This window comes from Streptomyces sp. DI166 (genome assembly GCF_900091315.1).
In the GTDB taxonomy this organism is placed as follows: Bacteria; Actinomycetota; Actinomycetes; order Streptomycetales; family Streptomycetaceae; genus Streptomyces; species Streptomyces fuscus.
Genome location: NZ_FLSP01000143.1, coordinates 1 through 14820, shown reverse-complemented (window position 1 = coordinate 14820; position 14820 = coordinate 1). Strand labels below are relative to the sequence as shown.

11 protein-coding genes are annotated in these 14820 nt (G+C 73.0%); all 11 read left to right on the top strand.

Annotated features, from left to right (window positions below; translation table 11 throughout):
- Positions 1-548 precede the first annotated feature (548 nt).
- On the top strand, positions 549-1436 hold the full coding sequence (locus tag GA0115233_RS37480; protein ID WP_093724890.1) for an alpha/beta fold hydrolase: 888 nt from the start codon (positions 549-551) through the stop codon (positions 1434-1436).
- Positions 1437-1597: 161 nt separating this feature from the next.
- Positions 1598-2743: an SDR family oxidoreductase gene (locus GA0115233_RS37475; RefSeq protein WP_093724888.1), complete on the top strand. Its 1146-nt coding sequence runs from the start codon at positions 1598-1600 to the stop codon at positions 2741-2743.
- An 87-nt stretch (positions 2744-2830) separates the two neighbouring features.
- Positions 2831-3115 (top strand): phosphopantetheine-binding protein, encoded by a 285-nt coding sequence (locus tag GA0115233_RS37470; RefSeq protein ID WP_093724886.1) that lies wholly within the window; start codon positions 2831-2833, stop codon positions 3113-3115.
- A complete protein-coding gene (locus GA0115233_RS37465; protein ID WP_093724884.1) occupies positions 3115-4680 on the top strand; it encodes a class I adenylate-forming enzyme family protein in 1566 nt (521 codons plus the stop codon). Before GA0115233_RS37470 ends, GA0115233_RS37465 begins: the two co-directional genes overlap by 1 nt.
- A complete protein-coding gene (locus GA0115233_RS37460; RefSeq protein WP_093724882.1) occupies positions 4677-5681 on the top strand; it encodes a transglutaminase domain-containing protein in 1005 nt (334 codons plus the stop codon). The genes GA0115233_RS37465 and GA0115233_RS37460 overlap by 4 nt, the downstream gene beginning before the upstream one ends.
- A gap of 67 nt (positions 5682-5748) precedes the next feature.
- A complete protein-coding gene (locus GA0115233_RS37455) occupies positions 5749-8010 on the top strand; it encodes an MMPL family transporter (RefSeq protein ID WP_255310484.1) in 2262 nt (753 codons plus the stop codon).
- A gap of 142 nt (positions 8011-8152) precedes the next feature.
- The gene (locus GA0115233_RS37450; protein WP_093724880.1) at positions 8153-8410 is read left to right on the top strand and encodes a phosphopantetheine-binding protein; all 258 of its coding nucleotides are present in this window, start codon (positions 8153-8155) and stop codon (positions 8408-8410) included.
- Positions 8411-8415: 5 nt separating this feature from the next.
- Positions 8416-9957, top strand: a complete 1542-nt coding sequence (locus GA0115233_RS37445; protein WP_176712080.1) for a class I adenylate-forming enzyme family protein — start codon at positions 8416-8418, stop codon at positions 9955-9957.
- Positions 9954-11561, top strand: coding sequence for an FAD-dependent monooxygenase (locus GA0115233_RS37440; RefSeq protein ID WP_141689627.1), 1608 nt, complete (start codon positions 9954-9956; stop codon positions 11559-11561). Before GA0115233_RS37445 ends, GA0115233_RS37440 begins: the two co-directional genes overlap by 4 nt.
- Positions 11562-11700: 139 nt before the next feature.
- Positions 11701-13911, top strand: a complete 2211-nt coding sequence (locus GA0115233_RS37435) for an anthranilate synthase component I (protein ID WP_093724874.1) — start codon at positions 11701-11703, stop codon at positions 13909-13911.
- The coding region (locus GA0115233_RS37430; protein WP_093724872.1) for a 4'-phosphopantetheinyl transferase superfamily protein at positions 13908-14820 on the top strand (913 nt) is incomplete at its 3' end. The genes GA0115233_RS37435 and GA0115233_RS37430, both read left to right, overlap by 4 nt.

Here is a 14820-nt window from a genome sequence, read left to right as displayed (position 1 = left end):
CGCGGGCCGAGGGCGGTCGCGCCGGGTCCGTGGATGTGGTGCGGGACGGGGACGGTCGCGTCCATGCCGTGGATGCGGCGCCGGCCGGGGGCGGTCGCGCCGATGCCATGGAGGCCGGGGTGGACCGGCCACCGGTTCTCGGTGCGGGGCGGCGTGGGGCGTACGGTGCCCGTCCGCACGGGGCCGTACCCGGGCCCGCGCGGCGGCGGACGGTGAGGACCGGCAGCCAGTAGGTCGAGTCCGCAAGTCCCGCCTGCCGCCCCGACGCCCAGCACGCCCGCTCGCCGCACCGGACGGCCACCCGCGTACAACCAGTCCCGGGCGCCCGTCCGGCACGCCGGGAGCACCTTCTCTCTCCCCCCGCCCCACCAGTTCAAGCCAGCCGCGACACGGCCCTCACCGGCCCCCGCGCAACCCCCTGCACAACCCCCCGAAAATCCGCTCTGACCTGTACGTTTCCCCGTCCTTGGATATGCCTTGGGCAGGTGTTGAACGGGGGGTCGGAGTCTGGTCAACGGCGACGGAAACGAATCCTCTAGGAGACCCTCATGACGGACCAGCAGTTCGGTCAGCTCGACGTCCGCTACCTCAACCACTCCGCGCTCGCCCTGCCCGGCGGCGGGGAGCTGTACTACGAGGACAGCGGTGAAGGCCCGGCGGTGACGCTGCTGAACAACTTCTACATCGTCAGCCCGATCTGGCGGAACTTCACCACCGCCCTGGCCGACGACTTCCGGCTCGTCCACTACGACCTGCGCAACCAGGGCGCCTCCAACCCGGGCCCCGAGCCGGTCGCGTTCATGGACCACGTCGAGGACGTGCGCCGCCTGCTGGACCACCTCGGCATCGAGAAGACCTACCTGGTCGGCACGTCCATATCCACCCTCATCGCCCGCGAGTTCGCGCTGAAGTACCCCGAGCGCGTCGCCGGCCTGGTCCTCGTCGGCCCGGCGTTCTCGCCCAACGGCACCCTGCGCCGCAAGCTCGTCAGCCGCTCCTGGCTGGCCAGCCTGGAGTCCGGCGGCACCACCCAGCTCTTCAACCACCTCTACCCGCTGGTCTTCCCGGACCAGATGATCCACGAGGGCGGCACCGCGGCCTACCTGGCGCTCAAGGACAACTTCCTGTCCCTGCTCTCCGTCGGCTCCATCCGCGAGAACCTCCTCGCCTCCCTGGAGATCGAGGACAGCCCCGAGGAGCTCGCCCGTCTGGCCGCCCCGACGCTGATCATCAACGGCGACGGCGACTTCGCCTGGAGCGAGTCCGTCATCGAGGACGCCCTGAACCGCATCCCGGACAGCCGCGCCGTCACCCTCAAGCACGCCGGTCACGTGCCGTTCTTCGACGACCCGCAGGGCTTCCAGACCGCCGTCTCCGAGTTCGTACACGAGCTGGAGGCGCGCCGTCCCACCGTGGCCGCCACCGAGGCCGCGTAGCGCGGGCGGACGGACGACGGCGCGGGGGCGCCCCCGACCCCGGTGATCCCGGGCCCGGCGCCCCCGGCCCCGCCCCGCGAACCCGAGCCAGACCCACCCGCTGCACCACCGCAGCACCACCCAGGACGCACACCACGTCCCGACGCTGGAGACAAGCACTCATGACAACACGTCTGTTGACCGGGGCCACCGGCTTCGTCGGCGGAGCCGTGGTCCTCGAACTTCTCGACCGGACCGACGACCCCGTCATCGCACTGGTCCGCGGCAAGGACGACTCCGAGGCGACGCGGCGCCTGCACGACACCCTCTCCGCGATGGCGGACGGCTACGGCCGCTCCGACCTGCGGCCCGAGATCCTTCGCCGGACCGTGGCCGTGCACGGTGACATGACCGTCGACGGCTGCGGCGCCGACGTCTCCGCGCTGCCGCCGGTCGACGAGGTCTGGCACTGCGCCGCCTCCCTGCGCTACGAGGAGGAGTACCGCACCGAGATCGAGGCGCAGAACGTCCAGGGCACCGCCAACGTCCTCGACCTCGCCCGCACGGTGGGCGCGCGCACCTTCAACTACGTCTCCACCGCCTACGTGGCGGGTTCCCGCACCGACCTGATCACCGAGGGCCCGGTCACCGACCCCTCGGTGGCCAACAACTGCTACGAGCAGACCAAGATGCGCGCCGAGGCCCTCGTCGAGGCCGCCGCCGGCGACCTGCGGATCCGCATCATGCGGCCCACCGTCGTCATCGGCCACAGCGTCACCCGGCACGGTCTGAACTGGTCCGGCCTGTACGGCTTCGCGCGTCAGGTGCTGGTCTTCAAGAAGACCGCCTCGCGCAAGCTCGGCACCTTCCTCTCGCACGCCCGGGTCCGGCTGCTCGCCGACCCCGACACCGTGGTCAACCTCGTCCCCGTCGACATCGTCGCCCGAAACGCGGTCGCCATCTCGCTGTCGGACTCCCCGGAGACGTACTTCCACCTCGGCAACTCCGAAGGACCGACGGTCCGGGCCATGGTCACCCAGGTCTTCGAACTGCTCGGTCTGCGCGAGCCGCTGTGGGTGGACGACCGGGACGGCTTCACCGCGATCGACGAGGCCCTCGACGGCGGCATGAACTTCTACCGCTCCTACCTGCGCTACAACAAGCGCTTCGACCTCACCAACACCGCCGCCGTCTGCGGCCCGGACGCCTCCTACGCCCCCACCGGCCCGGAGGAGATGGCCGAGTACCTCCTCTACTACCTGCGCACCCTGCGCGGCTTCCAGGAGAACACCGGCAGCGAGCGGGTCGTCCACCCCGTCGCCGCCTGACCCGCCCGCCACCCGTTCGGGCTTTCTGTCCGCCGACGGACCAACCCCTGAGCCTGCGTACCTCCGTAGGCCGTCACTGGAGGAGACATGTACGACAGCACGACGGTCGCGGAGCACCTGCGCGGCCTGCTGGAGAACGCGGTCGGCGCCCCGCTGCCGCTGGACGACCCCGCGGCCCGTGCCGCGTCCCTGTGGAACCTGGGCCTGACCTCGGCGGGCTTCATGCGTCTGCTCGCCGAGGCCGAGGACGCCTTCGGTATCGAGTGGGACCTGGACGAGCCGACCGACGCGTTCTCGTCCTACGACGCCCTGCTCGCCCACGTCACCGCGCACCTGGAGCGCCGCGCCGCCAAGGCGGGGGGTGTCGCGTGATGGCCCGCGTGAACCGCCGGCTCGCGCTGGCCACCGCCCCCGCCGAGGCCGCCCGCCGCCACGGCGCCGTCCCCATCCGCCTCGACCGGCCGCTCGACCTGTTCCCGCAGGCGGGCCGGAACTTCGACTACGCCACCTTCGCCGACCTGGTGGAGGAGGCCGCAACCATGCTCTCCGGCGCGGGTATCCGCGACGGACAGCGCGTCCTGATCGTCAAGCGGTCCAACTTCGACATCCCGCTGCTGGCCTTCGCCTGCGCCCGGATCGGTGCCGTGCCGGTGCTGGTGCACTCCGCGGTCGGCTTCCAGGCGCTCGGTGTGATGACCGAGCGGGCCGCCCCGGCGGCCGTCATCAGCGACGCCGCCACCGAGTCGGCCGGGGTGCTCGACTCCGTGGACCCGACCCTGCCCCGCTGGTACGTCGGTGAGCGCGGCGAGCACGGACTGTCGCTGCTGGACACCGAGCGCGGCGCGATCCCGCCCGCCGTGGTGCCGAGCGTGGACACCCCGCAGCTCGTCACCCACAGCTCCGGTACGACCGGGGTGCCCAAGCTGGTGCTGCACTCCGTGCACAGCTTCGCCGGGCACGCCCGGCCGCAGATCACCATCGGCAAGGTGCTGCGGGTGCGCGACCCGTACCTGATGTGCCTGTCGCCGGTGCACGCCCGCTGCATGTCCGGGATGCTCGCCATCCTCGCGCTCGGCCTGCCGCTGGGCTTCCTCACCGACACCTCCCCCGAGAACGCCGCCGAACTGCTCGCCGCGGTCCGCCCGGGTGTGGTGGAGACCGTCCCCAACGCGTTCATCCGCTGGGAGGAGGTCGCCGAGACCCGGCCCGAACTCTTCGCGCAGACGCGGCTGTTCGTCAGCTCCTTCGACGCCGCCCACCCGCGCACCATCCGGACCCTGCTCAGGGCCGCCCGGCCCGGCGCCCGCTACATGCAGGCGTACGGCCAGACCGAGACCGGGCCGGTCACCGTCAAGTCGCACAAGCTCAAGAGCCGCTGCGAGCACGGCCGTTGCGTGGGCCGCGGGGTCCTCGGCCACACGAAGATCCGGGTCGTCGACGACGAGGGCGACAAGGTGCCCAACGGCATCCCGGGCCAGATCTTCGCCCGCTCCTCCGGCGTCACCCCCAGCTACCTCGGCTCCCCGGACCAGCGGGTCGACGGCTGGTGGGCGATGGGCGACTACGGCATGGTCAGCGCCCGCGGCTGTCTGCACCTGTACGACCGGCTGGTGGACCGGGGCAGCGGCGTGGAGAGCCTGCTGGCCGCCGAGGACGACATCCTGGAGGCGCTGCCGCAGCTCACCGAGGTCGCCATCATCCCGATGGGCGACGGCGGCCCGGCCGTCCCGCTGGTCTGCACCCGCGGCGACCTCCCGCTGGACCGCGCCGCCTGGGCCGAGGCGGTCGCCGGACTGCCCGAGCTGTCCCCGCCCGTGCAGTGCCGCTGGGACGACATCCCGCACACCGCCACCTGGAAGGTCAAGCGTCTGGAGGTGGCCCGCCGGCTGGCCGCGGGAGACCTGCCGGTACTGGCCGCGGCGAGGGAGGAACGATGACGACCGCCCCTCCGCGCCGGACCACCACGGCGGCGGAATTCTGGCAGCACTGGCTCCCCGCGGTGGAACGGCTGGTCCCCGTGCCCGAGGAGCACCGCTCGGCCACCGTCGCCCACGAGGAGGCGGCCCGCGAACTCGCCCTCGACCCGGACGTGCTGGAGCACCTGGTCGGCGCCGGTTTCCCCGCCGAGGACACCCCGGGCGGGCTGCGCTACGACTACCACGACGTGATGAACCTCGGCCTCCAGTCGGGCCTCGGCCGTTCCCTGGCCGAGCTCGGCGAACGCCAGTGCATGCGGCTGGCCGCCGGGCAGCCCGAGGGCTGGCTCACCGAGAGGGTCACCCGCATCCGGCTCACCGCCACCTGCGACGCGGCCGGCTGCAGCAGCTGCGTCACCCCGCCCGTACCGGCCGAGCCGGCGCCCAAGCTGTACGAGGGCCGGCTCACCGAGTGGGCCAAGGACCCCGAGCGGCCGGACTCGATGCTGGCCACGGTCACCACCCGCGGCCACCGGGACGCCCCGCGCACCGACACCGTCCGCCGTATCCACGACGACCTGCTGGAGCGGCTGGTCTCCGGCGAGTACCAGTACGGCTGGGTGCCCGAGGCACTGCGCTCCCGGCCCGCCGAGGCGATCGGACACCGCGCCGTGGACTGCGTGGTGGCCGCCTGGCAGATGCAGAAGTGGGCCGAGGAGGCGGGCGTGCGCGCCCGCACCCGGCGCGGCTTCCTGCTCGGCCTGGTCGGTGTCGAGCACGCCTGGACCGAGGTGTTCGAGGAGGGCCGCTGGCTGCTCCTGGACCCGGTGCTGGCGTACCTCGGCTCCCGGCACAAGGCCACCCACCCCGAGTTCGCCGACTTCACCCGAGGTTCGGTGCACAACCGGCTCCTGGTCTGGGACCGGTCCGTCGACGAGTCGCTGGCCGACCACGACTGCGTGGCCGGCGGACACGTCCGCGTCGACTGCCGTCAGCTCCCCGCCGCCCGTACCCCCGCCTGAGCGTACGGGCGGACACATCCCCCCATCGGGGCGACGCCCCGCCCCGTCTTTCCTGGAGGAAACACCCATGTTCAACAAGCTGGCCGCGCTCGCGACCGGCCGCCGCAAGCTGGTGCTCTGGCTGGGACTGCTGTTCTGTGTCGTGGCCGGAGGACTGGGCGGCGCCGTCAACAGCAAGCTGTCCTCCGGTGGTTACGAGGTGCCCGACGCACCGTCGACGCAGGCGAACGAGATCCTCAGCGAGAAGTTCGGCACCGGTGAGCCCAACCTCGTGCTGCTGGTGAAGACCCCGCAGGGCGTCGACGACCCGGACACCGCCGCCAAGGGCGCCGAGCTGACCGAGAAGCTCGCCGCCGAGGACGGCGTCCAGGAGGCCGCCTCCTACTGGACCCTGGACAAGGCGCCCAGCTTGCGCGCCGAGAAGTCCGACTCCGCGCTCGTCCTCGCCCACCTTGAGGGCAACGAGGACGAGGTGGACGACTACCTGGCGAAGCTGCGCCCGCACTACGAGGACGGCTTCGAGGGTCTGCAGATCCAGTTCGGCGGCCGCGCCGAGGCCTACGCGGAGATGAACGAGCAGACCCAGGAGGACCTGGCGCTCGCCGAGACCCTGGTGCTGCCGCTCACCCTGATCCTGCTGGTCTTCATCTTCCGCGGGGTCATCGCGGCCCTGCTGCCGCTGGCCGTCGGCATCGTCGCCATCATCGGCGCGCTCGGTGTGCTGCGGGTGCTGGTGGAGCTGACCGACGTGTCGGTCTTCGCGATGAACCTCACCACCGGACTCGGGCTCGGCCTCGGCATCGACTACAGCCTTTTCGTGGTCAGCAGGTACCGCGAGGAGCTGCGCAAGGGCGCGAGCGTCAACGACGCCATCGGCACCAGCCTGCGCACCGCCGGCCGTACCGTCCTGTACTCGGCGATCACCGTGGCGCTGTCGCTGTCGGCGCTGCTGCTGTTCCCGATGTACTTCCTGCGCTCCTTCGCCTACGCCGGTATCGCGGTCGTCGCGTTCGCGGTGGTCGCCGCCCTGGTGCTGCTGCCGGCGCTGCTCGCGGTCATCGGCACCCGGATCAACAAGTGGTCCTGGAACCGCAAGAAGCCCGAGGGGGCCGTGGAGAACGGCTTCTGGCACAGGCTCGCCACCCTGGTGATGCGCCGCCCGCTGCCGCTGGCCACCGGTGTCATCGTGATCCTGCTCTTCCTCGGCTCGCCGTTCCTCGGCATCAACCTCAACCTCGCCGACGAGCGCACCCTGCCCAAGGACGCCGAGGCCCACCAGGTCGGCCAGGTCCTGGTCGAGGACTACTCGGCCCGCGAGATGGAACCGCTCATGGTCGTCGCCGAGAACGCGGGCGACCCGGCCGAGCGGGACGCCAAGGTCGAGGAGTACGCGCAGACGCTGAGCAAGCTCGACAACGTGGCCCGCGTCGACGCCCAGACCGGCTCCTACGCCGACGGCGAGCAGATCGCCCCGGCCGGCGCCCTCAACGAGCGCTACGAGAAGGGCGAGGGCACCTGGCTGTCGGTCATCCCGGAGGTCGGCTCCTACACCGACGAGGGGCAGGACCTGGTCGGTGACGTGCGGGCCGCGAAGGCACCGTTCGAGGACGTGAAGGTCGCGGGCACCGCCGCCTCCTTCAAGGACACGATGACCTCGCTGACCGACCGGATGCCGTGGGCGCTGCTGCTGATCGCCGTCTCCACCTTCGTGCTGCTGTTCCTGATGACGGGCAGCGTGCTGATGCCGGTGAAGGCGTTCGTGCTCAACCTGCTCAGCCTCACCGCCACCTTCGGCGCCATGGTCTGGGTCTTCCAGGACGGCAACCTGATGTGGCTGACCGGTGACTTCACCGTCACCGACGGCATCGTGGCGACCACCCCGATCATGATGTTCTGCGTCGCCTTCGGCCTCTCCATGGACTACGAGGTCTTCCTGCTCTCCCGGATCAAGGAGGAGTACGACCGCACCGGCGACAACAGGAGCGCGGTCGCGCTGGGCCTCCAGCGCACCGGTGGCCTGGTCACCGCGGCCGCCGCGCTGATCGCCCTGGTGTTCGTCTCCTTCCTGGTCTCCGGCATCACCTACATGAAGCTGCTCGGCCTCGGTCTGGCGCTGGCCGTCCTGATGGACGCGACCCTCGTCCGGGGCATCCTCGTCCCGGCCTTCATGCGCCTGGCCGGCCGCTACAACTGGTGGGCCCCGCGCCCGCTGACCCGGATCTACGAGCGGTTCGGGCTGAGCGAGGGCGAGGAGGCCCCGGCCCCCGCGCCCGCCAACGCGGGCAAGCAGGCCGACTCCGGCCGCACGCCCGCCGACATCGGCAGCTGACCGTACGCACCGCACCGACTCCCGGCGGGGCCGCCCCGAGGCCACCGGCTGTCCCGAGGCCATCGGCCGCTCCGAGGCCACCGGGCGCCCCGCCGGGACCCGCCCACCACCCCACCACCGCGCACACTCCGAGGGGACCACCATGTCCGACCAGCTCACCCAAGGCCACGCGCTCCTGCTGGAGTTCGTCGATCTGCCCGAACTGCTCGACGGCATCGGCCGCGACGACGACCTGACCACGGCCGGCCTGAACTCCGGCGACCTGATCCGGCTCGCCCTCGCCATCGAGGAGCGCACCGGCAGCCCGCTCGACGACGACGAACTGACCGCGCTGCACACCATCGCCGGGATCGACGAGGTGCTGACCGCGCGCGCCGCGACCGTGAGCGAGGCCCGCTGATGTGGATGGCCCACTTCGTCCGGCGGCACGCCGGACAGCGCCCCGACGCCCTCGCCCTGGCCGACGAACGGCTCTCGCTCACCTGGCGTGAACTGGACGAACGTACCGACTCCCTGGCCGCCGCCCTGATCGACCGCGGGGTCGGCCCCGGTGAGCGCCTGGTGGTCAGCTCGCCCAACCGGGTCGAGGTACTGGAGCTGTACATCGCGGCCGGGAAGGCCGGGGCCATCGTCTGCCCCGTCAACCACTCCTTCCCCGCCCCCGAGGTCGAGCACGTCGTCTCCAACTCCGCGCCGCGCGGCGTGATCGCCGAGCAGGGCGTGCTGGACCGGCTCGGCGACGCCTTCGGCGACACCTGGCGGATCGCCCTGGACGGCCCCGGCTACCAGGAACTGCTCGCCACGCCCCGCCGCACGCTGCCGCTGCCGCAGATGGACGACCTGTTCGCGATCCTGCACACCTCGGCCACCACCGGCCGCGCCAAGGGCGTCGCGGTCACCCACCGCTCGGTGTCCGCCTGCTACACCGCGCTCGCCGCCGAGGCCCGCTTCACCGCCGACGACGTGATGCTCAACCCCTGCCCGCTCTTCCACGGCTCGATGGTGATCGGCCTGGCCCTGCTGGCGGCCGGCGGAACCCTGGTGCTGCAGCGGGAGTTCGCCCCGCAGCGCTTCCTCGCCGAGGCCGAGCAGCGCCGCGCCACCCGCGCCTTCGTGGTGCCGTCCATGGTCCGCTTCGCGCTGCGCACCAAGGCGTTCGACACCACCGACCTGTCCAGCCTGGTCGACGTGATGTTCGGCGGCGCCCCCATGCCGGAGGAGCTGCTGCGCGAGTCCCTGGAGCGCTTCCCCTGCCCCTTCCGCGGGATCTACGGCATCACCGAGGGCGGCGGCCCGATCGCCACGGTCCTCTTCGGCGGCACCGAGGACCACGGCGCCGACGCGGCCGCCCGTGAGCTGCGCCTGCGCTCGGCGGGGCGGATGCTGCCCGGCTGCCACATCGAGATCCAGGACAAGGAGGGCGGCGCGCTGCCGCCCGGCGAGATCGGCGAGGTCTGCGTCCGCGGCGACGGTCTGATGCGCGGCTACTGGCGCAACCCGGCCGCCACCGAGTCCGCGCTGCGCGACGGCTGGCTGCGCACCGGCGACCTCGGCTACTCCGACGCCGACGGCTACCTCTACCTCGTCGACCGGATCAACGACGTGCTCATCCGCGGCGGCCAGAACGTCTACCCGGCCGAGATCGAGCGGGTGCTGGGCGCCCAGCGCGGGGTCGCCGACGCGGCCGTCGTGGGCGCGCCCTCGGAGGAGTGGGGCGAGGTCCCGGTCGCCTTCGTGGTCGCGGAGGGCGAGGAGGTCTCCGCCGCCGGGCTGCTGAAGGCCTGCGCCAGCGAACTGGCCAGCTACAAGCGGCCGGTGCGGATCGAGTTCGTCGCCGAGATCCCGCGCAGCGCGGCCGGCAAGATCCTGCGCCGCAAGCTGCGCGAGCGGTTCGCCGACGGCATGCCCGGCGCGGCCCCGGTGCCGCCCGGCGAGCGGGGGGAGTGAGCGCCGTGCGAGTCGCCTGCATAGGTGCCGGGCCCGGCGGTCTGATGCTGGCCCTGCTGCTGCGCCGCCTCGGCGGCCACGAGGTCGACGTCTTCGAGCGCAGCCCCGCCGGCGCCACCTACGGCTTCGGTGTCGTCTTCTCCCGCTTCAGCCTGGCCCGGCTGCGCCGCGCCGCCCCCGACGTGGTCGCCGCCCTGCTGGACCGGGGCGCCCGCTGGGACGACGTGGAGGTCCGCCGGGACGGCGAGCGGGTCCGCTCCACCGGCCACGGCTTCGCCGCGGTGGAACGCCGCGAGCTGCTCACCGCGCTGAACGAGCTGGCCGAACAGGCCGGTGCCCGCCTGCACTTCAGCACCGAGGCCGACGCGAAGGACCTGCTCGGACGCTACGACGTGGTCGTCGCCGCGGACGGCGCCGGCAGCCGCACCCGGGCCGCGTTCGCGCGGGAGTTCGGGGCCTCGGTCCTGCCCGGCCCCGGGCGGTACGCCTGGTTCGGCGTGGACCGCGCCTTCGACGCGATGACGTTCCTCTTCGAGGACAGCCCGTACGGGCCGGTCGGCGCCCACGTCTACCCGTACGGTCCGGACCGCTCGACGTTCCTGGTGGAACTCGGCGAACAGGAGTGGGAGCGGGCCGGTTTCACCGAGGGCGCGAGCATGCCGCCCGGCTGGAACGACGAGCGGGCCATGGAGTTCTGCGCCGAGGTGTTCGCCCGGCACCTGGGCGGGGCGAGGCTGCTGTCCAACGGTTCGCGCTGGCTGACCTTCCCGAGGATCTCCAGCGAGCGCTGGTCCACCGGGCGCCTGGTGGGGCTCGGGGACGCCGTGCACACCGCGCACTTCTCGGTGGGCTCGGGGACGACCCTGGCCCTGGAGGACGCGGTGGAGCTGGCGCGGCAACTGGCCGAGCACAGGGAGGGCGACGACCTCGACGCGACGCTCGCCGCGTACGAGGCGAACCGGCGGCCGATCGTGCGGTCCGTGCAGGAGGTCGCCTGGGCGAGCCAGCGGATGTGGTCCCACGCCTCCGAGCACCGCGCGCTGGACCCGGGCACGCTGATGCTGCGCCTGCTTACCCGCACGGGTCAGTCCACGGCGGGCGTCCTGCTGCGGCTCGACCCGCAGTTGGCCAAGATCGGCGACGGGGTGACGGCGCTGCCGGAGGGCGAGGTGCCGGAGCTGGCCGCCACGACGGACGGCACGCTGACCCTGTCCGGCCGCCCCGACGGACCCGTCCTGGTGCCGACGGCCCCCGACGCCCTCGCGGTCGGCGCGGCGGGGGAGCGGCTGCGGATGCTGCGCTGCGAACGGCCCTCCGCCTCCCTGGGGTTGCTGGTGAGCGCCCCGGCGCCGGCGGAGGATCAGGTGGCCCGGCTGGTCGAATCGGTGACGGCACTGGCGGCCTCCGTCGCCCTGGACGTCGTCGCCGTGGGCCCCGGCACCTCCCTCCCGGCCGCCGACCGCACCGCCCGCTCGGCCCTGACCGAGCGCCTCACGGCCAGGGGCCTGCACACCGCCTACGTCTGCCGCCCGGCCGACCTCGACCACGGCTGGACCCACGTCCGCTCGGGGCGTGCGGCCGAGGTGTGGACGACGCGGGAGTAGCGGGCCCGTCCGCTCCTGCCCCGACGTGCCGGGTGCCTGTGTGCAACCCCCCCACCCCGGCCGGGTGTTGTCCGTCCATCGCGTCGACGTGAAACCGCCACCCCGGTTTGTTACCGGGTTCGAGAAAGGAACTTGGGGGATGCCCCAGCTGGAAACGTCCCGTCCGCGCACCGGTCGGGCAGCGCCGTCCGGGCGGTGGACCACGCCCGTCGGAGTCGAGGTCGTCCGTATCTCCGAGGCTCTCGGCTCCGCCGCCACCCTGCGTACCGCCCTGGAGGACACCCTCGACGAACGCCGCGGCATGCTGCTGTTCCGCGGCCCCGACCGGATCATCGGCTACAGCGATCCACCGGTGGAGATAACCGCGAGCGGGAGGGAGATACGCGCCACCGCGCTCAACGCGCGCGGGCGGGTGCTGCTTCCGGCCCTGCTGGCCCTGTTCTCCCGTGCCGTCGGGCCCGGCGGGCGGGTCGAGGCCGGTGGGGACAGCCTGCGGGTGACCGGCGGGGTTCCCGACGGGACCTTCGCCGAGGAGGACCGCACCCGGCAGGTCGGTGTCTTCGCCGTCGTGCGCTCGGTAGTCGAGGGGCTCGCCCTGCCCGACGACCCGCTGCTCGGGCTCTACGGTGCCTTCGGGTACGACCTGATCTTCCAGGTCGACCCGGTCGGACTCACCCAGGACCGCCGCCCCGGCGACCGCGACATGGTGCTGCACCTGCCGGACACCGTCTACGAACTCGACCTCAAGGCCGACGAAGCCGTCCGGCACGACTACGAGTTCCGGGTCGGCGCCACCCGCACCGACGGGCTCGACCGCGCCACCCCGGCCCGCCCCTTCACGGCCGCCCGGCAGGCGCCCGAGCGGGACCACGCGCCCGGCGAGTACGCGCGGGTCGTGGAGCTGGCGCGCCCGCTGTTCCGGTCCGGGGACCTGTTCGAGGTCGTGCCCAGCCAGTCCTTCCACCGGGTCGTCACCCGCCCGCCGTCCCGGCTGTTCCGCACCCTGCGCGAACGCAACCCCGCCCCGCACAGCCTGCTGATGAACCTCGCCGAGGACGAGTACCTGGTCGGCGCCTCCCCGGAGATGTTCGTCCGGGTCACCCCGCGCGCCGAGGCCGGCGCCCTCGTCGAGACCTCCCCGATCAGCGGCACCATCGCCCGCGGCCGGGACGCCCTGGAGGACGCCGAGCGGATCCGCACCCTGCTCAACTCGGCCAAGGACGAGCACGAGCTGACGATGTGCACGGACGTCGACCGCAACGACAAGTCCCGGGTCTGCCTGCCCGGCACGGTCCAGGTCACCGCCCGCCGCCGGATCGAGAAGTACTCCACCCTCATCCACACCGTCGACCGCGTCGAGGGCGTCCTGCGGCCCGACCGGGACGCGCTGGACGCCTTCCTCGCCCACCTGTGGGCGGTCACCGTCACCGGCGCGCCCAAGCTGTCCGCGATCGAGTTCATCGAGCGGCACGAGCGCTCACCGCGCCGCTGGTACGGCGGTGCCGTCGGCCGGATCGGCTTCGACGGCGGCCTGGACACCGTGCTGACCCTGCGCACCATCCACCTGCACGACGGCGTGGCCACGGTCCGGGCCGGTGCCACCCTGCTGCACGACTCCTCCCCCGAGGACGAGGAGTTGGAGACCGAGCTGAAGGCGAAGGCGCTGCTGGGGGTGCTGGACGAGCCCGTCCGGCCGCTGCGCGCGGCATCCGTGGTCTCCGAGGGGCCCGGCGCCGGCCGCCGCGTCCTCCTCGTCGACCACCGCGACTCCTTCGTGCACTGCCTCGCCGGGTACCTCCGCGAGACCGGCGCCGACGTCGGTACGTACCGCAGCGGCACCCATCTGCCCCTGCTCGCCGAGCAGCGGCCTGATTTGGTGGTGCTGTCCCCCGGCCCTGGCACCCCCGCCGACTTCGGCACCGCCGCCACGCTCGCCGAGGCCGAACGGCTCGGCATCCCCGTCTTCGGCGTCTGCCTGGGCCTGCAGGGGATCGTGGAGTATCTCGGCGGCACCCTCGGCGTGCTGCCCGAGCCGGTGCACGGCAAGCCCTCCCGGGTCCGCCGCACCGAGGCCGACTCCCTGCTGCTGGAGGGGCTGCCCAAGAGCTTCACCGTCGGCCGTTACCACTCCCTGTACGCCGACCCGGCCACGCTGCCGGACTCCCTCCGGGTCACCGCGGCCACCGAGGACGGCATGGTCGCGATGGCGGTCGAGGCGCCCGCACACCGGTTCGCTGCGGTCCAGTTCCACCCCGAGTCGATCATGACGTACGCCGGGCACACCGGACGCCTGGTCGTGCACAACGCGGTCGCCCACCTGACCCGTACCCCGGTCGGAGCCCTGCGGTGAGCGCCGTGCTCGCGCCCGAGCCGGTCGACCTGGACGCGGTGACGGCCCTGTTCGAGCCGCGCGTGATCGCGGCGCAGGCGCACACCGGGGAACTGGAGTTCGGGCAACTGCCCGCGCCGGTGCGGGAGCTGCTGCACGGCTACACCGCGCCGCTGCGCCGCGAGACGTTCACCGCGGGCCGGCTCGCCGCCGCCCGGGCCACCGCCGCGCTGACCGGGATGCCCCGGTGGCTGAGCGCCGACGGGCGCGGGGCGCCGAGCTGGCCGTACGGGGTGGCCGGTTCCCTCAGCCACACCAACCGGGTCGCCCTGTGCGTGACCGGCCCCGACGACGGAGTCGGGCTCGGCATCGACATCGAGCCCCTGGAGACGGGCGAGGAACTGCTCTCCGCCGTGCACTACGTGTGCACCCCCGAGGAGCGCGAGCGCCTGCGCGGCGCCGCCGACCCGGCCCTCGCCGTCCTGCGGCTCTTCTGCGTCAAGGAGGCCCTCTACAAGGCGCTCCCGCCGGACCACCAGGACGGCACCTCCTTCCAGTCCGTCGCCCTGGAGTGGCAGGAACCCCCACCCGGCACCGACCCCGCCGCCCCGGTCCACTTCCGCGTCGACCGAGGCCCGTTCCCCGGCACGGAGGCCCGCTGCGCGCTCATCGGCAGCCGGATGGTCGCCGCGGTGTCTTTGCCCCGCCCACCCGGTCCCGTCCGCGGCCTGGCCGCCCCGGGCTCGCGCGCGGCGGACTCGGCTCCGGGTTCTCCGGACTCGCGGTCCGCGACCGGCTGTTCGTGTCCGGGCGCCGCCGCTGCGGGCTCGCGCGCGGCGGACTCGGCTCCGGGTTCTCCGGACTCGCGGTCCGCGACCGGCTGTTCGCGCTCGGGCCCCGCCGCCGCGGGCTCGCGCGCCGTGGATTCGG